At 62.1% G+C, this 23,789-nt stretch carries 22 protein-coding genes and 1 pseudogene; 7 read left to right on the forward strand and 16 right to left on the reverse strand.

Annotated elements, in window-relative coordinates; all coding sequences use genetic code 11:
• From BRAD285_RS29335 to BRAD285_RS29400, 14 genes are all read right to left on the reverse strand, one after another.
• Complete coding sequence (locus tag BRAD285_RS29335) at positions 1-264, reverse strand: VirB3 family type IV secretion system protein (protein ID WP_006610021.1); 264 nt, start codon at positions 262-264, stop codon at positions 1-3.
• Positions 264-551 carry a TrbC/VirB2 family protein gene (locus tag BRAD285_RS29340; protein ID WP_371507330.1) on the reverse strand — a complete coding sequence of 96 codons (288 nt, stop codon included), beginning with the start codon at positions 549-551 and terminating at the stop codon, positions 264-266. The genes BRAD285_RS29335 and BRAD285_RS29340 overlap by 1 nt, the downstream gene beginning before the upstream one ends.
• Positions 552-583: 32 nt before the next feature.
• Complete coding sequence (gene trbB / locus BRAD285_RS29345) at positions 584-1,552, reverse strand: P-type conjugative transfer ATPase TrbB (protein WP_035644875.1); 969 nt, start codon at positions 1,550-1,552, stop codon at positions 584-586.
• A 279-nt stretch (positions 1,553-1,831) separates the two neighbouring features.
• The gene (locus BRAD285_RS29350; protein ID WP_006610018.1) at positions 1,832-3,256 is read right to left on the reverse strand and encodes an MFS transporter; all 1,425 of its coding nucleotides are present in this window, start codon (positions 3,254-3,256) and stop codon (positions 1,832-1,834) included.
• A complete protein-coding gene (locus tag BRAD285_RS29355; RefSeq protein WP_006610017.1) occupies positions 3,243-3,782 on the reverse strand; it encodes a CopG family transcriptional regulator in 540 nt (179 codons plus the stop codon). The genes BRAD285_RS29350 and BRAD285_RS29355 overlap by 14 nt, the downstream gene beginning before the upstream one ends.
• A 152-nt stretch (positions 3,783-3,934) precedes the next feature.
• Entirely contained in the window at positions 3,935-4,363 is a 429-nt protein-coding gene (locus BRAD285_RS29360; protein WP_006610016.1) for a CopG family transcriptional regulator, read from the reverse strand.
• A gap of 10 nt (positions 4,364-4,373) precedes the next feature.
• A complete protein-coding gene (locus BRAD285_RS29365) occupies positions 4,374-6,368 on the reverse strand; it encodes a conjugal transfer protein TraG (protein ID WP_006610015.1) in 1,995 nt (664 codons plus the stop codon).
• A 17-nt stretch (positions 6,369-6,385) separates the two neighbouring features.
• Positions 6,386-8,146, reverse strand: coding sequence for a DUF3363 domain-containing protein (locus tag BRAD285_RS29370; RefSeq protein WP_006610014.1), 1,761 nt, complete (start codon positions 8,144-8,146; stop codon positions 6,386-6,388).
• Positions 8,147-8,606: 460 nt separating this feature from the next.
• Positions 8,607-9,122 (reverse strand): S26 family signal peptidase, encoded by a 516-nt coding sequence (locus tag BRAD285_RS29375; RefSeq protein WP_006610013.1) that lies wholly within the window; start codon positions 9,120-9,122, stop codon positions 8,607-8,609.
• Positions 9,119-9,583 (reverse strand): DUF2840 domain-containing protein, encoded by a 465-nt coding sequence (locus BRAD285_RS29380; protein WP_006610012.1) that lies wholly within the window; start codon positions 9,581-9,583, stop codon positions 9,119-9,121. The genes BRAD285_RS29375 and BRAD285_RS29380 overlap by 4 nt, the downstream gene beginning before the upstream one ends.
• 289 nt (positions 9,584-9,872) lie before the next feature.
• Complete coding sequence (locus tag BRAD285_RS29385; protein ID WP_006610011.1) at positions 9,873-10,754, reverse strand: replication initiator protein A; 882 nt, start codon at positions 10,752-10,754, stop codon at positions 9,873-9,875.
• Positions 10,755-10,756: 2 nt separating this feature from the next.
• A complete protein-coding gene (locus BRAD285_RS29390) occupies positions 10,757-11,059 on the reverse strand; it encodes an AlpA family transcriptional regulator (protein ID WP_006610010.1) in 303 nt (100 codons plus the stop codon).
• A 413-nt stretch (positions 11,060-11,472) separates the two neighbouring features.
• Positions 11,473-12,672, reverse strand: coding sequence for an IS256 family transposase (locus tag BRAD285_RS29395; protein WP_087877580.1), 1,200 nt, complete (start codon positions 12,670-12,672; stop codon positions 11,473-11,475).
• Between the two features lie 376 nt (positions 12,673-13,048).
• A complete protein-coding gene (locus tag BRAD285_RS29400) occupies positions 13,049-13,327 on the reverse strand; it encodes a DNA -binding domain-containing protein (protein WP_006611615.1) in 279 nt (92 codons plus the stop codon).
• A gap of 926 nt (positions 13,328-14,253) precedes the next feature.
• Between BRAD285_RS29400 and BRAD285_RS29410 the strand changes: the two are divergent.
• The 4 genes and pseudogenes from BRAD285_RS29410 to BRAD285_RS29425 all read left to right on the forward strand — a co-directional run bounded on the left by BRAD285_RS29410 (position 14,254) and on the right by BRAD285_RS29425 (position 17,054).
• A pseudogene (locus BRAD285_RS29410) lies at positions 14,254-14,900 on the forward strand (SOS response-associated peptidase family protein).
• A 149-nt stretch (positions 14,901-15,049) separates the two neighbouring features.
• Positions 15,050-15,970, forward strand: a complete 921-nt coding sequence (gene ligD / locus BRAD285_RS29415; RefSeq protein ID WP_006611613.1) for a non-homologous end-joining DNA ligase — start codon at positions 15,050-15,052, stop codon at positions 15,968-15,970.
• Positions 15,970-16,344: a hypothetical protein gene (locus BRAD285_RS29420; protein ID WP_006611612.1), complete on the forward strand. Its 375-nt coding sequence runs from the start codon at positions 15,970-15,972 to the stop codon at positions 16,342-16,344. The genes ligD and BRAD285_RS29420 overlap by 1 nt, the downstream gene beginning before the upstream one ends.
• A 245-nt stretch (positions 16,345-16,589) precedes the next feature.
• On the forward strand, positions 16,590-17,054 hold the full coding sequence (locus BRAD285_RS29425; RefSeq protein ID WP_006611611.1) for a PAS domain-containing protein: 465 nt from the start codon (positions 16,590-16,592) through the stop codon (positions 17,052-17,054).
• A gap of 195 nt (positions 17,055-17,249) precedes the next feature.
• Here the strand turns inward: BRAD285_RS29425 and BRAD285_RS29430 are convergent, their stop codons facing one another.
• The gene (locus BRAD285_RS29430) at positions 17,250-17,717 is read right to left on the reverse strand and encodes a hypothetical protein (protein ID WP_349509735.1); all 468 of its coding nucleotides are present in this window, start codon (positions 17,715-17,717) and stop codon (positions 17,250-17,252) included.
• A gap of 109 nt (positions 17,718-17,826) precedes the next feature.
• Positions 17,827-19,002, reverse strand: a complete 1,176-nt coding sequence (locus BRAD285_RS29435) for a zinc-dependent alcohol dehydrogenase (RefSeq protein ID WP_006611609.1) — start codon at positions 19,000-19,002, stop codon at positions 17,827-17,829.
• Between the two features lie 612 nt (positions 19,003-19,614).
• Between BRAD285_RS29435 and BRAD285_RS29440 the strand changes: the two genes are divergently transcribed.
• The 3 genes from BRAD285_RS29440 (at position 19,615) to BRAD285_RS29450 (ending at position 23,765) form a co-directional block, all read left to right on the forward strand.
• Complete coding sequence (locus tag BRAD285_RS29440; RefSeq protein ID WP_006611608.1) at positions 19,615-21,234, forward strand: alpha-amylase family protein; 1,620 nt, start codon at positions 19,615-19,617, stop codon at positions 21,232-21,234.
• Positions 21,235-21,323: 89 nt separating this feature from the next.
• Entirely contained in the window at positions 21,324-22,349 is a 1,026-nt protein-coding gene (locus BRAD285_RS29445) for a glycosyltransferase family 4 protein (RefSeq protein WP_006611607.1), read from the forward strand.
• 177 nt (positions 22,350-22,526) lie between these two features.
• A complete protein-coding gene (locus BRAD285_RS29450; protein WP_244422178.1) occupies positions 22,527-23,765 on the forward strand; it encodes an SMP-30/gluconolactonase/LRE family protein in 1,239 nt (412 codons plus the stop codon).
• Positions 23,766-23,789 lie beyond the last annotated feature (24 nt).

Here is a 23,789-nt window from a genome sequence, read left to right on the forward strand (position 1 = left end):
TCACTGGCTGAGATGATTGGGGATCCGCAGGTGACGGCGCACGACCTCGATGAAGGAGGGATCGCGCCGTGTCGCCCAGACTGCGAGCATGTGGCAGACGAACCAGAGCAGCAGGCCGAAGAACCAGAGCCGCAAACCGAGACCGAGCGCCGCTGACAAGGTGCCGTTGAGAATGGCGACCGACCGCGGAGCGCCCCCGATCAAAATGGGCTCGGTCAGCGAGCGGTGGACGGGCGCGCTGAAGCCCTTGATTTCATCATTCATCAGATCACCACGCCGCCACCGAAGGAGAAGAACGACAGGAAGAAGCTCGAGGCCGCAAAGGCGATGGACAGACCAAACACGATCTGGATCAGCCGCCGGAAGCCGCCCGAGGTTTCGCCGAAACCCAATGACAGACCCGTCGTGATGATGATGATCACCGCAATGATCTTGGCGACCGGCCCCTCGACAGAAAGCAGGATCTTGTTGAGCGGCTGCTCCCAAGGCATGTTCGAGCCCGCCGCATGTACTGGCGCCGCCGCAAGCACGGAGGTTGCAACAATCGCCATCATGGCAATCGACGAACGAGACAGTCGCGCCTTCACTGCTGATCTCCTACGGGAACGAGCCTGTAATCTCCGCTGGCTGAGAGCCCATCGACGCGCACGAGCTCACCAAGCCGCCGCTGCGAGCCGCGTCCAGTAAGGACGGCGATCATATTGATCGTCTCGGCAATGAGAGCTTTGGGGACGGTGACCACGGCTTCCTGAATCAGCTGCTCCAGCCGGCGCAGAGCGCCGATTGCCGAGCCAGCGTGAATGGTGCCGATGCCGCCCGGATGGCCCGTGCCCCAGGCCTTGACGAGATCGAGCGCCTCGGGGCCGCGGACCTCGCCGATCGGAATACGATCCGGGCGCAGCCTGAGCGCGGTGCGCACCAGATCAGAGAGTGATGCCACACCCAGCTTTGTCCGAAGCGCCACCAGGTTTGGCGAGGCGCATTGCAGCTCCCTGGTATCTTCGATCAGCACGACGCGATCGCCGGTTCTCGCGACTTCAGCCAGCAACGCATTGACCAGCGTTGTCTTGCCGGTCGAGGTGCCGCCTGCCACCAGAATGTTGCAGCGGCTGGCAACCGCTCGCCGCAAGGCGACGGCCTGTTCCGCGGTTGCAATTCCAGCAGCCACGTAGTCGTCGAGAGTGAACACCGCGATCGCCGGCTTGCGAATGGCAAATGTCGGCGCCGCAACGAGCGGCGGCAGCAGGCCTTCGAAACGTTCGCCCGTCGTCGGCAGCTCTGCCGACACGCGCGGAGAGCCGGCATGGACCTCGAGCCCGACATGATGCGCGACCAGCCGGACGACGCGCTCGCCATCACCAGCAGCAAGACTCTCACCGGTATCGGCCAGGCCAGACGCGAGCCGGTCGACCCAGAGCCTGCCATCTGGATTGAGCATGATCTCGACGACGGATTGGTCGTCGAGATGGCGCGCGATGGCAGGTCCCAATGCTGTCCGCAGCATGCGGGCGCCACGAGCGATGCGCTGTGTCTGAACGAAGCCCGTCACCATCATCTCCAATCATCGAAACGCGATCGTTTGCGTCGCTTGGAGCGATCAAAGATGCAGACCTCTTGCAGGGGCAAGGCCAACAACACTTCGAGCGTAGCCCTTCGAAGAAAAGCGTAGAGGCCAGAGCGCTGCGCGGCCGGGAGGGAGCAGTCCGGCGGCTCACATCAACTCGCTTGGCCCGCGCCATAGGGGTCGCTGCATCGCTCTCTCAAAGCTAGGAGCGAAGATGTCGTCTGCTGGATCAAAGCCGATCGTGACCTGCAGCGTACCGGCCTGGCCTCACCACCTGGCCTGGCTGATCGGCTGCTGGGAACGAGCCCGACGCTCGCCTGGGGCTGCGACGAGATCAGCCATGACGATCTTCGTCGCGCTCCCTGACTGAACATCCGACGATCGCGGCCCCTGTTCTCTCGGAGCGGCAAACCAAATCAGGGCGGCCGCCTGGAGCGCAAGGTTCACTCCGAATGCGACTTGATAGGCAATGACAGGATAGTGCCCGTTGGACTGCGGCCATTGCGTCAGCAGCACACCGATCCCATACTGGGCAAGGAACCCCCAGCCAAAATGTACGACATTCAGTGCGCCATTGGCGCGGCCCGCCAATTCCTTCGGATAGTAATCAGAAATGATCGCAAAGCTGAGAACGGTAGCAGCGCCGACGATGGCGATGATCAGCCATGGCGCAATCGCCGGTACCGGCAGCCGCCATACCAGCGCCAGTTGAGCCGCCATGAAGAGCACTGCAACCATGGCCAGCAGATGCTCTGGGCTCAGTCCCTTGCGCCGTGTCCAGTTGGCCAGGGCGCCGAGCATCCAGGCACCGAGGCTCAGCATGAGCGCCGTCAGACAAAGCGCCGTCATGACCTGGGCACGTGTCATGCCCTCCACATCGGCCAACCACGCGGACGCCCATAGCCCTTGGAGCGACCACGCCGATCCGATGCAGGCTCCGGATAACGGCGCGATCCGCCAGAACCGGACGTCACGAAGAATGCTCCGCAAGCCGCCCACCGCCGGCGGCGGCGAGCCCTTCGTTTCGCCCTCCGGCACAAGCCAATAGATCAGGACCGCAGCGCCGGCTGTTATGATCGCCAGGATCTCGAACAGGCCGCGCCATCCGGTCTTCGCCAGGATCGCTTCCGCCGGCAGAGTCGCGCTGACTGCGCCAAGCGCGCCCAGCATGACCATGTAGCCGTTGACCAACGCAACCCGCTCGCGCGGAAACCATAGAACGATGGCCTTCAGGCCCGCGGTCAGAGCCGCGGCTACCCCGAGCCCGATCAGAGCGCGTGAGAGCAACAGAGAGAGCGGCCCCGTGGACCTTGCGAAGGCCTCCGCGCCCAGGGCTGCGACGACGAGAAGCGCGCTCTGAACCCGGCGCGGACCATAGCGGTCGAGCATCATGCCGACCGGGATCTGCGCAGCCGCAAGGACCAGGAAATAAGCCGCCGTGATCAGACCAAGATCGGCGGCATTCAATCCGATCTCCGCAGCAAGAGGGGCCGAGACGAGTCCATTGATGGTGCGAAAGAAGTAGGACAGAAAGTAACCCAGCGCGAAGGGCAGAAACACCAGAGCGGCGAGCCGCCAGCCCGTGATCTCGCGGTGGCCTTTGCTTCCAGCTTCGATGCCCTTGCGGCCGAACGTGACCGACAACGAACTTTCGTGGCCCGCGCGCCCGCTGGCGCGCTCAGCGGGTCGCATGAGGGGGAAGGCGAAAGGGATCCTCGCCGCCCTCCCCAGCGGCAGGCACGCCCCAGGACACCTCGGCGATTGAGGGCTCGGCATGGCGACGTTGAGCCGAAATCGGCTGGCTCACTTGACCGGTTCGTGCAACGCCATCAGGCCGCGTCTCTCGCCGCCGTTCCGACAAGTCGCGCTGCAGACGTTGGATCGCGCTAATCCGGCCCGCTTGATCGAAATTGCGATCGTCACCGCTGACCTCACCGGCGCTCTCCTGATCTGCCAGCGACGTTACCGCCAAATGGTAGCGTGCATGAAGCGCGACCGTCTCATTGAGGACCTCGATATCGCGTCGAATCGTCTGCAGCTGCTGCTCGAGGCCTTGCAGGCGATCTTGCGCCGGCATTGGTCCGTCCAGGGGCTGCGCCAGAAATTGTTCAAGCGCCCTTTCTACGACGATCGCGCGGTTCACGCATCTTGCCTCGGCTGCGCCGGCGAGCCGGGCGAGAATCTCGGCGGAAAGCTGCAAAGTGACTTTGTTCTTCATCGTTCGGACCTCATCTGGTCCGTCGATTAGGTCAGCTCCCCTTGCCTGGCACGCGCAAGATGCGATCGCTCGCAGCCTAGCGTGAGAAAAGAAACCCTGGCGTAGATGCTAAGCCGGCCCACGCGCGAGGATAGGTCACGATCGAAGCTGCGTCAGGAGCCCGGCTCGTTTGACGGCGGCCTGACGAAATCCTCAGGGATCTCGCGCAGGAAGCTCTGACCCTTCTGCAGTCGCCGGCCGAGCGCTTCGACAAATCCTTCGAACCGCTCGCGTCCCTTGATCTGCGCAGTGGCCTGCGCTTCGGACGGCAGCGGAGGCGTCACGGTCAGCCAGAAGCGAACGAACAGCGCATGGGTCTCGGCAAGGATGCCGACATCGCGCTCGAGCCGCTGCATCTGCCGCGACAGCCTGTCGAGCCGGCGTGTCAGTGCGGCCTCGCGCCGATCGGCGGCGTCGGGCGACAGGAACGACTGAACCGCCGCCTCGACGATCGCCGAACGCGAAAGCTTCCTGCGATCGGCGAGCTCTGCGATCTGCCGCAGCAGCTCCGGCGGGAAGTAGACGTTCATTCGATCCCGCATTGGTTTGTCCTCATAAGCCCATGTCATCACCCGGGTCGAGCGCAGCCTGGCGCGCAATCCCCGTGGTGCTCGCATCGCGTGAGCGGGCCTGCTGCGGCATCCCATCATCGTCATCGAAAACGACAGAAAACTCGTCCGCTGGATCCGGGCTCGTGGTTTCGCTCGCGATCGCCTGGTGCTGCGGCAGCTCCGGCTCCCGTCGCAAGCCGCCATTGGCCTGCTCGCTCCCCGTTTCAGCTGGCACCATGAGCTCGGATCCGGCGAGCACGGGCATGATGGGCGCGAGCGATGACCAGTCATCAAAACCTGCAGACGTCCTGGTCCTGGCAGGGGCCGGCGGCGGCAGAATGCGAGAGCTAAGTCTCTGATCCTCGAAATAGCGCGCCTTCCTGGCGAGAATCGGTGGAGCACCGGCAGCCATCACGATCTCATCGGCCGCCGGCAACTGCATCACTTCGCCCGGCGTCAGGAGCGGACGCGGCGTCTCCTGGCGCGACACCATGAGGTGACCCAACCATGGCGCCATGCGATGCCCGGCATAATTCTTCACGTCTCGCATTTCGGTTGCGGTGCCGAGCGCGTCGGACACGCGCTTGGCGGTCCGTTCGTCATTGGTTGCGAAGCTGACGCGGACGTGGCAGTTGTCCAGTATGGCGTTGTTCGGCCCATACGCCTTCTCGATCTGATTGAGCGATTGCGCAATCAGGAAGCTCTTGATGCCGTATCCGGCCATGAAGGCGAGAGCAGATTCGAAGAAGTCGAGCCGGCCTAGCGCCGGAAACTCGTCAAGCATCATCAGCAAGCGATGGTGGCGCTGCTTCGCCTTGAGGTCCTCGGTCAGGCGGCGGCCGATCTGGTTCAGAACGAGGCGAATGAGCGGCTTGGTGCGCGAGATATCGGACGGCGGGACGACGAGATAGAGCGTCGCGGGCTCTGCCCCTGCAATTATATCGGCGATGCGCCAATCGCTTCTCCCGGTGACGGCAGCGATCACCGGGTCCCGGTACAGACCGAGGAACGACATCGCAGTTGATAGCACCCCGGATCGCTCATTCTCCGACTTGTTCAGAAGCTCGCGCGCGGTCGATGCCACCACCGGATGCGACCCGGCGGCGCCCAGATGAGGCGTCGCCATCATCGCCATCAGCGTCGCCTCGATCGAACGCCGCGGGTCGGAGAGGAACGCGGCAACACCGGCCAAGGTCTTGTCGGCCTCGGAATAGAGCACGTGCAGGATCGCACCCACCAGAAGGGAATGGCTGGTCTTTTCCCAATGATTGCGCTTGTCGAGCGAGCCCTCGGGATCGACCAGCACATCAGCGACATTCTGGACGTCACGCACTTCGGACGGCCCTCGCCTGACCTCGAGCAATGGATTGTAGGCTGCGGCATCCGGATTGGTCGGGTCGAACAACAGCACGCGGCCATGCCGCGCGCGAAATCCTGCCGTGAGCTGCCAGTTCTCGCCCTTGATGTCGTGAACGATGGCCGATCCCGGCCATGTCAGAAGAGAAGGCACAACGAGACCGACGCCCTTGCCCGATCGGGTCGGCGCAAAGCAGAGCACATGCTCCGGTCCGTCATGGCGCAGGTAGTGCGCTCCCAATCGTCCGAGGACCACGCCGTCCTCACCGAGCAGCCCCGCCTTGCGCACCTCGCCCAGCTCGGCCCAGCGCGCGGACCCGTAGGTGGCTGCGGTCTTCGCCTCCCGCGACCGCCAGAGCGACATGCCGATCGCCACCGCAATGGACACAAGACTGCCACTGACCGCGATCGCCGCACCTTGGGCGAAGATCGAGGGCGCGTAGGCATCGTAGATGAACCACCACCAGAAGAAGACCGGTGGGAGGTAAACTGGCCAGCCGGCAAGCACGAACCACGGCGTTCCCAGTCGCGGTTGAAAAGCAAGCTGCCAGGCCGTCCACTCGGTCGCCGACCAGATCGCGAGCAGGTTGATCAGCAAGACGGTGAGCAATTGTGCCCATTGAATCCGGGTCGCAGGCATATGGTGTCCTCCCACGGCTAGAGACCGAGGTCGCGCTTGCGGCCAAGCTGCCATTCGATGCCACCGGTCTTGGCGAGACCTGTGACCCTCTGACCGAGCCGGTGATCGATGTCCCGGGACCACGGCACGAGGTAGAAGCCGAGAGCATTATCGATCATGGCGAAGCGGCCGGAGGCGAGGACAAGCCGCTGACGGTAGGTTCCCGTAATCTGTTCGCCGGCGGCGACCGGCAGCTGCGGCAATTTGTTCGTCGCCGACAGTCGCGCCCCGACAGATGCGAGCTCCTGCCGGCGCAGCGTCTTGAGGAGATCGCGTTGGGGGACGATCTGCTCGCCATGCCTCTGCGCGAGCCCCCGGTCCGCGAGATACTCTGCCCGGCTGCGGAGCGCGCCCCTCACTTCGGCGCCAAATCCGCTCAGCGCAGGAGAGGCAGGCTCTCGCTCGACCAGTCGATGATCGAGCCAGGTTGCCCCCTCAGCCTTGATCTGATCTGCCAAAGCAAGATCCGAGCGCGTCGCCAGAACCAGGGTCGGCTGCGCCTCGTCCGGTGCGCCAAAACGCCTGATCTCGACGATGCCGCCGGGCTGAGGCGCCTGCGCAAAGGCCTCGATCCCGCGGAAGCGGACGTGGTGGGCGCGGCCGTCCATGCCATCGATGACCGCATAGGCTTCACCTGTCAGCTCGTCATGGAGTCCATGGGCGACCAACCGGCCCACGACCGGTGATGAGCTGTCAAAGCCATGGATGACGTAGTCGGCAGCGCTCCGCTCCTCACCACCGTGAGCGAACGCCTGATGCATGGTCCTGATGATGTCATCGCGCGCGCCGAGCTCGCGGAGCTTTCGCTCTGCACCGAGCTCGACCATCCACTCGTTGGGCCCGACTGCTGCGGCCAATCCCAGACGCTCAAGATATTGCAAGCGCCCTCGCATCAGGCCGAGAACCTCGGGATCGGGCCGACCCGCCACGTGCTGACGGAGATCGATCGCACCCACGTCATCGGACGCCCTGCGGATTTCACGATCGAGGCGTGTCCAGCGGTCCGCCGTGATCTCCCTTTCGAGCACGTTGCGAATGTCATGCTCCGGCTTTGGACCAAGCTCGAGCGCGACCAGCTCCTCGGCCCGGGAGCGCAGGCCTCGGCCGATATAGTCGCGGGCAATCACGAGATCAGCGCCTGTCTGATCGACGCCGCGAACGAGCACATGGACATGCGGATGATCCGTGTTCCAATGATCGACTGCGATCCACTCGAGGCGCGTCGACAGATCGGCCTCCATCTGGCGCATCAGATCTCGCGTGAAGGCCCGGAGGTCCACCATGTCGACTGCGTCCTCTGGCGAGACGATGAACCGGAAATGATGCCTGTCGTCTCTGCTCCGCGCCTCAAAGGCTGCTTCATCGGCGAGATCACCTCGCGCGTCGAACATCTTTGCCGGCTCGCCGTCACGGGTGACACCTTCCCGTTTGAGATAGGTCAGATGCGTCGCCAGCGGCGCTGACCGAAACGCTCGGCCCTTGTGCCTTGCAATGCGGGCCTTCACCGTGACACGGCGGGCCGGGGCGAAGAGGCGCTCGCGACTGAAGCTGAGCCTGCCGCGGCCGAACGTCGAATGGGCACGAGCCGTCCGACCTCCTTCGATCGCCATCAGCGGGCTGACATGCCCAGCAGCGTTCGCGGCGCGCAGAACGCGACTGATGAAGCTCTTGGCCTTCCTTCCACGGCCCTGACGGATGCGGCCCGGGCGGATGCGGAACTCGCGCTCGCTGGTGCTCATGCGCGGTGCCCCGCAGCACAGACTGACGCTGAAGTGCCGGAGACAGCATTGAACTTGCTGACGAAGACAATGAGCGCGGCACGCGCTCCGACCGAACGGCACGGTTGAACGCAAGCCATGTCAATGGCTTGCTGATCAACCGGTGAGCCGCTTTTATCTTGCCGTCGAAGCCGGGCAAATCGCTGCCGGCTTCCGCCCCTCGTCTCAGCTCTCAGCCAGACATCCCGCGCCGACCGCTCGCATGCAGCGGCCAAGCAGCCGATGCCGTAAAGCAGGCGATGGACAAGCAAAATCAAAAATGACGCAACGCACCGCGCGACAGCGACAAAAACGGTTCTGCTACCGCAGCTTTTGAGAGGCAAAGCCTGGCGTCGCAATCGCGATGACAACAGTCTCTGGCCGCCGCCGCTGCTCATCGGAGCGGAGTTTATCTTCGCAGGTTGTGCGCAGATCGCCTGCATCATCTCGGCTGCCTCGTCCACAGGGGAATGGCACGCCCGACGACGTCTGACGTCGCCGTCGGACCGAAATATCTTCCATCCAGCGAACTCTCCGATTGCCTATTCATGAGAAAGAGCTCGTCATTGCCGATGGTGCGGCAACCTTGCCAGTCCGGCAGCTTCCGTCGATGTCTGTCGCTTGCTTGCGCGAGGCCGGCCTCGACATCATCGATAAGGATGACGTTGTTGCGTCGACACACCGCTTGCCCGGGAAGAGCAGAAATGTGCTTCAGCATCGGCACACCTCGGGGCAGGTAGCCTTCATCCGCGAGCCATCCGGCCAGCACGTCCTGGGGCTGGACAACGACGATCTCGTTGATACTCCATTGCCGGACCGGCTGAATCCAATAGAGGCCAATGGCAACACTGCCGGAGGCATTCCAGATGAGCAGCGGACGGGGCCGCGGGAGTCCAGCTTCCATCAGCAGCGACGCGCTCACGAGAATGATGAAGACACTGGAAAGCCGTCTCGTCATGGCATGACACTCCGCCGGTGCAGCCAGGCCCGATGCCGCAGGTGCGTGTAGGGACGCGGCGGTTGGCCAGCGGCCATGCGGTTCTGAACGTGCCGCCAATGATCAGGTGCGACATCAGCCGGATCGATGCCGAGAGCCTCGATCGCATCGATCTGCTGCAACACCCGTTCGACCTTCGGCCAGCCGAACACCTGCAGCAGGATCGCTGCTCCTGGAACGACGAAGGGCACGGTCGCGCAGTCTTCTCCGGGGCCGACCGCCTGCATAATGTTGATCCGCGACAGCGCCGTACCGAAACCATTCGACGACCAACGCACGAATGCGAAGACGCTTCCCGGCGTGAACGCCACCTCCCGGCGATATTGGTCGAGCCGGAGCTCCTGCACGGTTCGACCAAAGCGTATGCGGTTCTCGATCTTTCCCTGCAGCCATAGCAATTGAACACGCGTCAGCTCGCTCATTGGCAAACTCTGAAGTTGACGAAATCTGGATGGTGCTGCGGGCCGATCATGAGAACGCCTGCGGCAGCTCGAGCGGCTTCCGCGGTCGGCAGCAGGAGAAGCCAGCGTGCACTGGCGCCCGAAAGCGCGCGCCCGTTAGACAAAATCCGAAGGATTTTGCAGTTAGGGAAGTTAGAAGGCAAAAAGGAACCGCCCGGCCAAAGGCTTAGGAGCAATTTCGGTCCCCGATGGCACGACGATCCGGTCCCCGATGGCACGCGTCCTCCGGTCCCCGATAGCACGAGACAATTCACAGCTTGTCCCCCGCAGAGCTCGAGGGACGGTGCCTGGCGAAGCGCCGCGCGACTGGGTCTGTGACGACGGCTGCGAAGCTCAGCCGTTCGGTACCGTTGGGATCGCGCGACAGCACGAGCTCATAGCCCGGCAACCGCTGACGGCGGACAATTTCGCGAAGATCGTAGGCGAAATGCTTCAACGGCGAGAGGCTGCCGGACTTGGCATGGAGATAGCCGAGATCGAAGCTCCAACCGCCATGCTGATGGCCGCCATGCTTGCGCACGAGGCGATAGAGCCAACGCTCCAACCCACCCGTTAGCGCGAAATAGGCCCGGTCAATCGTCAGCACGAGCGCATCATCAATGACGCCCGAATAGAACCAGTCCGGCAGGATCAACTGCAATCCGGACGGCCTGCCATGGGCATCCGCCGTCTCCTTCCACTCGTTGATCCAGGAGAAGCGGTGCCGCCGCCGCTCGGCCGGCTGACGGATCGAAGTGAGCACGGTCGTCGACTGCAGCCGATCAAGTCCTGCCTTCAGACGGTCGTAGTCACGGACGCCGGTGCCGCGGCCGACGAATGTCAGGATCTCATACGGCGTGGCGGCCATCAGGCGTGACGTCTTCAATCCGGCGTCGCGAGCCTCCACGATCTGCGACGCCGCCCAGATCAGAACGTCCGCATCCCAGATCGTCGCCATGCCGTGTTCGGGGACGGCCTCGACCCTGATGGCGACAGGCCCAGCGCGGAAGTCGATCGGCAGAACGCGCTTGCTCTTTGCGAGCGAGAAGAACGGATAGGCCATCAGATCCTGTGCGTCGCGCGCTGCCAGATCCCCTGGCAGAGCGCGAAACAGATCGAGCTGATCGCGCTCGGATTTGCGCAAATGCCGCACGTTCAGGCCCGCCCTGCCCGTGATGCGCGACGCTCCTGTCCTGCATAGGGAATGAGACCCGGATGCCGCTTGGCCGGCAGAACGGTGCCCTGCCCGGGATCAGCCGTTGACGTTTTGGTGCCGCGATCGGCCCAGGCTTTCAGATCGTCGAGTGCATAGACAACGCGGCCGCCGATCTTGCGGTAGAGGGGACCTGTGCCGTATGTGCGGTGCTTTTCCAGAGTACGGCCGGACAGACCGAGATAACGCGCAGCCTCGGGTGTACGAAGAAAGCGCGGCGGCGAACCGGCTGTCTGATCGGGCATCGGGCATCCTCCGGGACAGTTTTGCGCCCTCACGGATCGTTCGGCGCGTCGACGGTCATGGTGGAGGCGCAGGGCAGCGAAGGGGGATGCCGGAGATTGGGGCGCGCGTTTTCGGCATCCCCGGCGTCAGCAAGGCATCTCATGCTTGCGCGGCGGACCCAATCTCAGTGACAGCCCCGATCCGCAGCTGGTCTTGCAGCAAAGGTGTTGCGGCCGAGCGCATGAAGCCGTCCAGCTGTACGCTAGGCGCGGGCCGCGTAATCAGCAGTTCGGCATGGCGATTGTGCTCGCCATGAGGTCACCATTCTTCGAGACTGCGCCGGCACTGGCAGGATGAGCTGTGGATCGTGTCCCATAGAGTGGTGTAGCTGGCATGGTGGATCACCGGGCGATTCCGGTGCGGGCCGAGCTCGTCAGCCTGCCACGGCGGGCAGGCCGGCAATGGGATCATCGCTCAAAGGCGCGATGGTTTCCAGCGTCATGTAGCGGGCGCGCTGGACGGCCCACTCGTCGTTCTGCTCGAGCAGGATCGCACCGACGAGACGGACGATTGCTTCCTCGTTTGGGAAGATGCCGACGACCTCGGTGCGGCGCTTGATCTCGCCATTGACCCTCTCGATTGGATTGGTCGAGTGCAGCTTGGCGCGGTGCTGTGCCGGGAAGCTCATATAGGCGAGCACGTCAGGCTCGGCCTCATCCATGAGGGCGGCGAGCTTGGGCACGTTGGGACGGATCTGGTCGGCGACCTTGCGCCATTGCGCCTTGGCTGCCTCGGCGTCGTCCTGGGCAAAGGCCGTGGCGATGAAGGCGGAGACCACGCGGCGCCCGCTCTTACCGGCATGAGCGAGAGCGTTGCGCATGAAGTGAACGCGACAACGCTGCCAGGTGGCATTGAGCACCTTGGCGACGGTGGCCTTGATGCCCTCGTGAGCATCCGAGATCACGAGCTTCACGCCACGCAGTCCACGGCGTGTGAGCTTGCGCAGGAACGCGGTCCAGAACGTCTCGGCCTCGGACGGGCCGACGTCCATGCCCAGCACCTCGCGCCTTCCGTCGCTGTTGACGCCGATCGCGACGATCACCGCGACCGAGACGATGCGCCCATTCTGGCGCACCTTCACGTAGGTGGCGTCGATCCACAGATACGGCCAGTCGCCTTCGATCGGACGGGCGAGAAAGGCCTTTACCTTGTCGTCGATCTCGCCACAGAGCCGGCTCACCTGGCTCTTGGAGATGCCGCTCATCCCCATCGCCTGCACGAGGTCGTCGACCGAACGGGTCGAGACGCCCTGCACGTAGGCTTCCTGGATCACGGCGGTCAGCGCCTTCTCGGCCATCCGGCGCGGCTCCAGGAAGCCCGGGAAGTAGCTTCCCTTGCGCAGCTTGGGAATGCGCAACTCGACCGCGCCGGCACGCGTTTCCCAGATCCGGTCACGGTAGCCGTTGCGCTGCGCCAGACGCTCGGAGCTCTTCTCGCCATAGGCCGCTCCGGTCAGCCCGGCGACTTCCATCTCCATCAACCGCTGGGCTGCAAAGCCGATCATCTCGCGCAGAAGATCCGCGTCCGGGGCCTTCTCCACGAGCGCGCGAAGGTTCATCATCTCGTCGGTCATCGGTGGTTCCTCGAATCAGGTTGGTGTCAGCAACCCGACCCTACCGGGCAATCGCCGGTGACCACCGCAAAGCCGTCCACCCACTACAGCGCTATGGGGGAGCGCGCGGGCGGACGGCTTTGCTCTACCGAGCTACACCACGCCCGGGGACACGACCAGAGTTGTGAACCACAGCGTGCTCGGACGCGTGTTGCAGGCTGGCGAATGGATGAGTGTTGTCCCCAATAGCGGCTGCCTGATACGGTCGTCAGATCAGGACCACAACATCCAATGGTGGACACATCCGACAGCAGCGCCCGCTCGGCCGCAGCTTGCAATAAGAAGAGGTCAGAGCCACCGCTTCAATGATTGCAGAGACCATTGGATTGCGCACCAGCTACGTCTGATCGGATCCCCGTAGCAGCTGATGATAGCCCTTCTCTGACATCCACTGCGCCCGCGCGAGATGGCTGTCGAAGGCACGCCGAGCCCGCTCGGGCTCCTTGGACGGATCGATGTGCAAAACGACCCGGGCAACCTCCTCCCAGTTCGCGCCCTCGGATGCTGCATCCAGCAGGCGCAGATAGGTCACGACATGCGCCTCGTCGTAGGGTGTAAGAACGGAATCAGTCGGCGCGACGTCGGCGACGGTGGGATTGAACGGCGGAACGGGCATTCTGTGACTACCTGTTGAGCGAAACACAACCTGCCGACCTGAAAAGCCGCGCAGAGCTTGTCGAGATCCGAGCACGACACCGTCTTCCAACGTCTTTAGCCGCCGCTCCCGAGAGACAATTCGACGCGTCTTGGCCGTTATCGTGAAGCGTTTGCGCCTAATCGGAGGCGCTTTGCTCCAAGCCCGCGCTCGCGCCTTGGCTTGTGCCTCTGCGCGCGTAAGCAGTCTAGTGTTTCATCTCAAGCATAGAGCGCACAGCGATGATGCCAAAGAGCGCTTGAAGCTCTGCGTCGTAATCTCGCTTGCCGAGACCACGACGGTATCCAAAAACCGCCTACACAATCTAGACGCCCGTGAGCGACCGCGTCGCCAAGCTGGTTCCGGCGAATCGAGTGCGTTTGCTGGTCTAGCCCTCGAACCGATCTCATGACTAAGCAGCCCCGTTCGGGTTCCTAGCCGAGGCCAAGGATTGAGGACAGAGACTTGGCTCATCCAGACGTAGCGGCTTTCCTGTCAGCCGCTGGATTGGAATCAATGGGCCATGACCACCCTCACGCGCCGGCGCGATCCACAATCACCTAACGAAACTTGGCGCATCTATTCTGTGGCTTCTATCCCGGCAGTCGGGCGAGCAGCAGGTCGGCAGCGCCCGTAGCTATGAGAAGGCGCATGAGACGCTCGAGGCGGCATGGCACGTATTCCCTCCAACCGCTCACCAGAGGACTTTAATGAATGGCGCGAGGATCACGCCTTCACGGTCTGGAAATATGCGATGTGGGATGCCGGATGCCGACTGCCGACACAGACCCATCGGGACGCTCACGCTGTTTTTGCGGCGCGATGATTGCCCTGACGACAACAGTCGCGCATATCCGTTCCAGCCAAATGCGGGCGGCAAAAGACTTTGATCCTGGGCACAGAGACTGATGTGCAATCTCTATTCGATCACGACAAATCAGGCCGCCATCGCGGCACTGTTTCGGATCGTCCTCCGCCACGAGGTAACCCCCTCAATGCCCGGTGTCTTTCCGGGCTACCCCGCACCCGTCACCCGCGGCAACGGAGAGGACCGCGATATAGTGATGATGCGCTGGGAATGCCGCCACCTCCGCGAACTGACCACCGGTGACAACATCCGCAACACCTCGTCCCCCGCATTACCGCGGCTGGTTGAAGCCAGAACACCGATGCCTGGTGCCGTTCAACAGCTTGGCCGAATATGCGCCGGAGCCGAACCCAGAGACGAAGACGATGGATGTGGTCTGGTTTGCGTTGTCGGATGATCGGCCATTGACCAGCTTCGCCGGCATCTGGACCGAGTTCAAAGGCCAACGCGGAACGAAATCCCGTTCCGGCCCTCATCTCGTCTAGGCTTCCTGACGACAGAACCCAACACAGTCGTGGCCCCAATTTACATTAAGGCGATGCCGGTTATTCTCACTACGAATGAAGAGCGGGACATCTGCCTGCGAGCGCCGTGGGATGAGGCCAGATCTTGCAGCGACTATTGGTCGATAATGCTCTCCGGATCGTCGCGCGCGGAACGGCCAAAGAAGATCCGTCTGCGGCCTGATCAGACGTTGCACACGGCTGTTCCAAGACGTTGGGTACATCCAGTTGCGATCCGAGCAGGAGATCACCGCATCCAAAAATCCCGCCGCCTAAGGCCGGAACTAAACCTGCCTGAAAGACTCGAATCGCTTGTTAGCGTGGAGTTCTTCAGTGGCGTTGCAGCGTCGCCGCCGAACAGTGGTCGGCATGAAATCATCCTATCCTGGATTTATCGAGCCCGCGCTCGCCAGTGCCGTCGACCGCGTGCCGAGCGGAGCGCGATGGATCCACGAGATCAAATTTGACGGGTATCGCGTCCAGGTTCATTTGGAGAGCAACGACGTCAAGGTCTTTACGCGCCGCGGCTATGACTGGACGCCACGCTTCCGCAAGATCGCCCACGAGGCCGCCGAGATCAAAACGCATTCGGCCATCATCGATGGCGAGGTCGTCGTCCCCCAAGCAAACGGCGCCACGGATTTCTCCGTTCTGCAGAATGAACTCAAAGGCCGCTCCCAGAAGATCGTCCTGGTCGCCTTCGACCTGCTCTATCTCGATGGCCACGATCTGCGCCGTTTGCCGCTGACGGAGCGCAAGACCAGACTCAAGAAGCTCATCGCCGGCAGCAGGCTCCAGTTCAGCGAAAGCTTCGCTATCCACGGCCGCGAGATGTTCAGCCACGCGTGCAAGGTTGGTCTGGAGGGTGTCGTGTCCAAGGTGGCGGACAGTCGCTACGTTTCGGGCCGCAACAATGATTGGGTCAAGAAGACCTGCGCACAACGGGAGACCCTACCCATTGCGGGCTTCTCGCTCGACGGGGACGAATGGGACGGCATCTATGTCGGCCGTTACAAGAATGGTGACCTGGTCTATGCCGGCAAGGTCGATCACGGCTTCGATCGCAACTCGGCCGATGAGCTCCGCACCCGCCTCACGCCGCTGATCCGCAAGACACAGCCCTATTCCAAGCGGATCGCCCACCACGGGGTGTGGGTCGAGCCGGAGCTGCTGGCGGAAATCGAGTACCGCACCAAGTCGGCCGAGGGAAAGGTCCGTCATCCCTTCTTCAAGGGGCTCCGGGAGGATCTTTGATGGCGAGCTATCGGCGATCGATGAAGCCCAAGGGGTCGATGAGCGTCCCGGAGCTACGCTATGCGATCTACGGAAACGCACATCCGCAATATCCAGAAGCAGACGGTGAGGCCATTACCGGAGTCGCACCGATGCCGCCCGCCCAGCGTCCGCAAGACCCTTACCTTGACGGCCGGGATATGCGTTTCAACGGCTACAAGATCAGGACGCTCGAGCAAGGCGGGGAGTATCCCGACACAATGCCTCAGGTCATCGAGGCCATCGATGCTGACGGGAGAACGGCGTTGTACGTCCCTCTTTCAAAGGACGGGAAGGTCATCCGGATCGCAGGATTTTTAGAAGCACTCAAGACATGCGGACAAATAGCCGGCTAAACACGAAGGCCTGGTAAGAGAACTCCGGAAGGATAAACAACACACAAGGGTCTTATGAGTTGAGGGGACGCCACTTCGTTGCTCTAAGCGATAATCACGTTTCTCAGACGACATGAAGATATCGAGCCCTGGCCGTACACAGTGGCCTACGGTCGTAACCCCTTTCGTCTGCAACATCTTTAGAATAGCGGTATTTTCAAGAATTGCTAGTATTCCCACTCGTGTAATTCTTCAGGAGAGTTCCATTGAGTGCCGGCGATGTTCCGAGCGATACAGCGCGCCATCATCCTGATCACGAATTGCTATCTGCGGAGCTCAGAGAAATCGAGACGATCTATGCGTCCGCGCGCGTCGGCCTCTGCGTGCTCGACCGCGACCTGCGCTATCGTCGCGTCAACGGTCGGCTTGCCGAAATGAATGGGATTCCGGCTATGGGTCACATCGGCAAGACCGTTCGCGAGATCGTCCCGACGCTTGCGGACGAAGTCGAGCGCATCGCTAGCCGGATCTTCGAGACCGGGGAGCCTGTCATTGACCTCGAGATTTCCGCGCAAGGCGAACGCTGGGACGAAGCGGCGATCAACGAATACGGCGATTTCGCCACCTTCCGCTCGATCGTCGAAACCGAGACCTACCGGCGCGACGTCGCCCCGCATCGCCACGCGGCGCTCGATGATTTCCGCTTGCTCGCGCTCTCCAAGACCATGTGAGCGCATTGAAAAGGCGAGGCGATTTGAGGCTATGCTAACGAAGGACATGCTGGACCTCGCCCAGCCCGTTGTGAACCAGGACGTTCACGCCGGAGAAGTTCGAGGACTGCTAGCTGCTGACGCGGCGCCTTATATACTGGGTAACACTTACGACCAAGGACGGAGCGAGCTGTTGGCCCGCTCCGTCGGGCGGTATCAGGTCGCGGCAAGGTGCTTGTGGGATGCCTTGTTAATGGTCTTGCGAGCGCCGATCCCGCGCGACGCGGCGATTCCCTTCGGATAACCGCTGCGATCATTGTATTTGCGGCGAGAACCGGCGAGTGGCGTGTGCCGCGCGCTGACCTCCTTTGCCGTTGCGAGATCGAGCAGCGCGATGCCTCCAACCATGAGCAAGGCCAGTGCCACGTTTCCCTTCTTGGGATTATCGGGGTGCAGGCCTCCCATCAATGTTGCGAGGTCGAGCCCGTCGCCGGCGACGCGGCTCCACAGCCCGGTCTTCTTCTCGGTCGAGAGCGAGAGCACACCTGAGGCGATCTCGCGGGCGCCATAGGCACGGACCAGCCCTTCCTGGCCTTCCATGCCGAGCGCACGCGTGACGCGTTGCGGAGCCAGCATTTCTAGTGCGCCGAGTCCCAGGCTGAACCAACCGAGGTTGCGCGCCATGCGGTCGGAGGCGCCGAACGAACTCGGCCCCGTGCTGATGACTTTCGGGTCGCCCTCTGAGCGTACGAAGTTCGAGATTTTTCCTAAGAGCATCGTATCCGTCCTCCTGTCAGGTCTTGAGCACCACTTTCACGCAGCTGTCCTGCTTGTCGCGGAACACCTTGTACATTTCGGGCCCCTGTTTGAGGCTCACGGTGTGCGTGACCACAAAGGAGGGGTCGATGTGGCCGTCCTGGATGTGACGAAGCAGCTCGTCGGTCCAGCGGTTCACGTGCGTCTGTCCGGTTCGGACGCTCAATCCCTTGTTCATCAGCTGGCCCATCGGAATCTTGTCGACCAGGCCGCCATAGACGCCGGGGATCGATAGAATGCCGCCCGGCCGGCAGACATAGATCATCTCACGCAACACGTGGGGACGATCGCTCTCTGCCAGCATCATCTGCTTCGCTCGATCGAGGATCGTATCCGGCTGGCCGAGCGACACATGCGACTCGGTTCCGATGCAATCGATGCACTTCTCGGGGCCCCTGCCATCGGTCAGTTCGTTGAGCCGGTCGACGACGCTTTCCGTCTCGAAATTGACGGTGGTCGCTCCCCCTGCTTCCGCCATGCTGAGCCGTTCCGGAATGCGGTCGATTGCGATGATCTGGTTGGCTCCAAGCAGGGCAGCGCTGCGGATCGTCATCTGCCCGACGGGCCCGCACCCCCAGATCGCGACCGTATCGGTCGGCTCGATGTCGCATTGCGCCGCCGCCTGCCACCCTGTCGGGAGGATGTCGCCGAGGAACAGCACCTGCTCGTCCGTCAATCCGTCGGGTACCTTAATGTGGGTTGCATCAGCAAACGGCACGCGGAGATATTCGGCCTGGCCGCCCGGGTAACCACCGGTCAGATGAGTGTAGCCGAACAGCCCTGCGGTCGTATGGCCGAAGACCTTATCCGCAATGTGCTTGTTGCGGTTCGTCCGCTCGCAAACGGAGAAGTTGCCGCGCTTGCACTGATCGCATTCGCCGCAGATGATCGTGAAGGGAACGACGATCCGATCGCCCTTTTTCAATTTGCCGTTGACGCCGGAGCCGACCTCGACGACCTCGCCCATCATCTCGTGACCCATGACGTCACCCGGCATCATGGCCGGAATGAAGTTGTGGAAGAGATGAAGATCCGAACCACAGATGGCGCAGCTCGTCACTTTGATGATGGCGTCTCTGGGATTCTCGATTTCCGGATCCGTGACGGTGTCACACCGGATGTCTTCCTTACCGTGCCAAACGAGAGCTTTCATGCGAACACTCCGACTGATGCCCCAGTGAAGGGCGCAACTCAGGCTCCCATTGTCGGTTGCTAATGAAATACAAAGTCATCGTTTGTCACAGCGGGGAGTTTGCGTCGTTGACCACAGAGATTCGGTGCACCAGGTCTCATGCGACGCTCGATAAGACCTTCAACACTTTTTATTCTGGAAAGCGTTCGGCCGGGCGACTTGTGACGGGTCGCAGAGCACTTAGGCCGATGACCCCTGTTGTTTTTGATCCTGCTGCCAAACCCGCTAGCAACGTCTCGTGACATACAAGGCTGTGCTGCAGCTCCAGGAACGTTGCAAGAGATTGCGGATTGTAGGCCGACCTTTCCGCTGGAAACCGCCTCATCTGCGTTTTGCCGCGGAGGCTACGCTGCGGCGGCGCTCCGGCACATGGTTGGGCTACGATGCCTCATTCGCATCAGCGAACGTCAAGGCCAACGCCCAGAGTACCGCGTCGACGCCGCTTGACAGCGGCGGCAGCCGGCCGGTGTCAACATCGCGCCGGACGGTACTTAAATCCTCAGCGTGGTCCCGGGAAAGCCGCCTCAGCCGACTATTCCTGCCAGGTGTGGTGCAGGAAGGAAAAGGTGGCCGATGCTCGACCTCTGGTACAAGAACGCAGCCGTCTATAGCCTCAACGTGGCGACATACAAGGATAGTGACGGCGACGGCGTCGGCGACTTCAAGGGATTGGCAGCGCAGCTCGACCATATCGCCCAGCTTGGCGTGAACTGCCTGTGGTTGCTTCCGTTCTATCCAAGTCCGGGGCTGGATCACGGCTACGACGTGACGGACTACTACAACGTGGCGCCTGCGCTCGGTACACTCGGAGACTTTGTCGAATTCAGTCATCAAGCGCGACTGCGCGGCATTCGCCTCATCATCGATCTCCCGATCAACCATACGTCAGAGCAGCACGCATGGTTTCAGCAGGCCCGCGCCGACCCGGAGTCGCCATTTCGCGATTACTATGTCTGGTCAGACACGGAGCCCGAGAACAGCGCCGAAGGCGTCGTGTTTCCAGGCGTTCAGTTGAGCGTGTGGACTTATGATCTTTGCGCTCGATCCTGGTACTACCATCGCTTCTACCAGCATCAGCCGGATCTGAACATTGCCTGCTCCGCCGTTCGCGAAGAGATCTTCAAGATCGTCGGCTTTTGGCTCGAACTCGGGGTGTCGGGCTTCCGGATCGATGCCGCCCCCTTCGTTGTCGAGGAGATACGTCCGGACCGCCCGCCGACGCGCCGATACGAATTCTTTGGAGAGCTTCGCGATTTTTTGTCATGGCGCAGAGGTGATGCCGTCTTGCTGGCGGAAGCCAATGTTGCTCCCGCCGAACTCGGCCACTACTTCGGCGACGGGTCGCGTATACACCTTCTCTTCGCGTTCCTGTTGAATCAGCATCTGTTCCTGGCGCTTGCGCGCGGCAAGGCCGAACCGTTGCGGGCATGCCTGGCCGCATTGCCCCGGCTGCCCGCATTCGCTCAATGGGCGCAATTCCTGCGTAATCATGATGAGCTTGATCTGGGACGCTTGACCGTGGACGAGCGCGGCGAGATCTATGCTGCGTTCGCTCCCGCTCTCAAGATGCAGCTCTACGGACGCGGAATTCGTCGCCGGCTTGCATGCATCCTAGGCAACGATCGTCAGCGGATGGAGCTGGCCTACAGCCTGCTGTTCAGCCTCCCCGGCACCCCGGTCATCTACTACGGAGACGAGCTCGGGATGGGTGACAATCTCGCGCTTCCGGAGCGATGGCCGGTCCGAACGTGCATGCAATGGGCCGACGTGGAAGGCGGCGGCTTCTCGCCGCGGCCGGCGGCCCGGCTGCTTTACGACATCGTCAAAGATGCCGAGTACGGACCGTGCAAAGTCAATGCCGTCGCCCAGCAGCGCGACCCTGAATCGCTTTTCAACTGGCTGCGACGCCTCGTGGAATTGCGCAAGTCTTGCTTGGAGATCGGATGGGGCGATTTGAGTCTGCTGCCAGCGCATCCTCTCTCAATCCTGGCTCAGAAATTCGCATGGGAGGGCCGATCGGTGCTTATCCTGCACAACTTGTCCGAGACCGAGTGCCGTGCGCATGTCGAGGGGCTCGTGGCGGGGCAGAAATTGACCGACCTGTTCGGCAACCGCGTGTACCCATCAAAACGCCATGCGGATTCTGCGATCGACATCGACGGCTACGGATATCGCTGGTTTCGACTGGATTGACGAGAGACTGAGAGGCGGCCTTTCGCAGTTGTGGTTGTCCCGCTGGTCCGAAGCGGGAGACCGGTGCAGGTGCCGTTCGGAGGTGCTGAATGAAAATAGCCCAAATTGCTCCTCTCGCCGAAAGCGTTCCTCCAAAGCTTTACGGCGGCACAGAAAGAGTGGTCGCCTGGCTCGTCGATGCACTAGTCGAACTTGGGCACGAGGTCACTCTGTTTGCGAGCGGCGATTCCAGCACGCGAGCGACGCTTTTTCCCGTCTGCCCTCAAGCTCTTCGCCTCGGGCGGCCACGCTCGGACCCGAATGCAGCATTGGCTGCCCAGCTCGAACTCATAAGCGATTGCGCAAGCCAATTCGACGTGATCCACGCCCACATCGACTGGCTCCATCTGCCAATGCTCGGCCGCACAGGAGTCCCGTTCGTGACCACGATGCATGGTCGGCTCGACCTACCGGGACTGCCCGCCGTCGTCGACAGGTTCCAGGATGCGTGTTTTGTGTCGATCTCGGATCATCAGCGTCGTCCACTTGCGGGCGCCAAATGGTGCGGGACGGTGTATCATGGTCTGCCGATCGAGCAGTTCAGCGCCTCGTTTGCTCCCGGATCATACCTCGCCTTTCTAGGGCGCTTGACCGCTGACAAGGGTCCCGAGGATGCCATTCGCATCGCTCGAGCCGCGAGAATGCCGCTTCGAATCGCTGCCAAGATCCCCCGTGCCGAAGGCGGGTACTTCAGAGAGAAGATTGAGCCTCAGATCGACGGCAAGCAGATCCAGCTCGTGGGCGAAGTCGGCGATGACGCGAAGCAGCCATTTCTGGCCGGGGCCGCTGCCTTGCTCTTCCCAATCCGATGGCCCGAACCGTTCGGATTGGTGATGATCGAGGCAATGGCCTGCGGTACGCCGGTCATCGCCTATCATTCAGGTTCGGTGCCCGAGGTCATCGACCACGGCGTGACCGGTTTCATCGTCGAGAGCGAGACGCAAGCAGTCGAAGCCGTCGAGCGGCTTGCACAACTCGATCGTCGGCGCGTCCGGGCGCGCTTCGAGGAACGCTTCACCGCGGAGCGAATGGCTCGGGACTACTTGCGGCACTATCATAGCCTCGCGGCTCGGTAGACGACCCCAGCCGTGATGGTCGACGCGGCCGCCATTCTCGTCGGGATACGTGATCGTACCGGCAGTCGTCTCCCTCCCCGGAGCGCCGCTATCGGCTCTAAGGAGATGCAGGCGTGGCTCGTAAGCACACAGCGAAGCCGGCCCATCCATCGCGATCGATACGCGGACGTAGGAACGATGCTTGAACGAGCTGATTGTCCGGCGGATTTTCAGCTGAAAGCGCCCCTCATGCGGTCAACCCTCGTCGGCTTCCTATCGGCAGCGCTGCTGTCATCCGTCGCCTTTGCACAGTCGGCGACAGACGATATCAAGGCCAAAGCGCAACGCCTTGTCTCCCCTCTGGTCGAAACCCGTGACAGTCGACTTCAAGCGGTCGCCACGTTCGACCATCAGGTCACCGGTGTCACGGTATCGCCGGACGGTCGGATCTTCGTGAACTTCCCGCGCTGGACCGAAGATGCGCCCATCTCCGTGGCCGAACTGATGCCGAACGGCTCGACCAAACCGTACCCTAACGAGGAATGGAACAGCTGGCGCAATGCGCGGATGGCCGAAGTCTTAGCCAACGATCACTTCGTCTGCGTTCAAAGCGTTGTTGCGGACCGAGATGGTTCGCTTTGGGTCGTTGATCCCGCGGCGCCGAACGCCGAGAAGACCGTAAAGGGTGGGCCCAAGATCGTCGAGATTGACCTGAAATCGAACAGCGTAAAGCGGATCTTTCCGATTGCGCCTGACATCGCCGGCCCAGCCAGCTATCTGAACGATATCCGCATCGCTCCCGACGGACGGTTTGCCTATCTGACGGATTCCGGCTCGCCTGGCGGTCTGGTCGTTCTCAACACCGAGTCAGGGAAGGCCTGGCGCGTATTGAACGACGATCCTTCCACGCAATTCGATCCGAACACCGTCGTGATGACTGACGGCCAGCCGCTGCGGCGGCCAGACGGTCGGCAACCGCAGTTCAGTGCAGATAGCCTGGCGCTATCAAAGGATGGCGCCACTCTTTATTGGCAAGCCCTGACCGGAAAGACGCTATATCGGCTCTCCACATCCAACATCCAGAACCCCGAGGCCGCGAGCCGTGCCCGTCCGGAGACGGTTGGAACGACCGAGCCGGCCGATGGACTCTGGATGGGCGAGAATGGCGAGATCTATCTGAGCTCGATCGCCAACAATGCGGTCAAGATCGTCAATCCCCAGGACGGCAGCATTCGGCAGGTGTTGACGGATCCTCGCCTGCGCTGGCCGGATACATTCTCACAAGGTCCTGACGGCCAGATCTATGTCACAGCTTCCCATATCCAGGATTCACCCTGGTTTCACATGGCCTGGACTGACAAGAACTTCACCTTGTTCAAGTTCTCTCCGGTCCAGGGTAGCGCAGTCGGGTCACACGGCGGCTCCAGCCGGCAGTAAGCCGCTCGCCCGAGAGGGCGACGC

The organism is Bradyrhizobium sp. ORS 285 (assembly GCF_900176205.1).
In the GTDB taxonomy this organism is placed as follows: Bacteria; Pseudomonadota; Alphaproteobacteria; order Rhizobiales; family Xanthobacteraceae; genus Bradyrhizobium.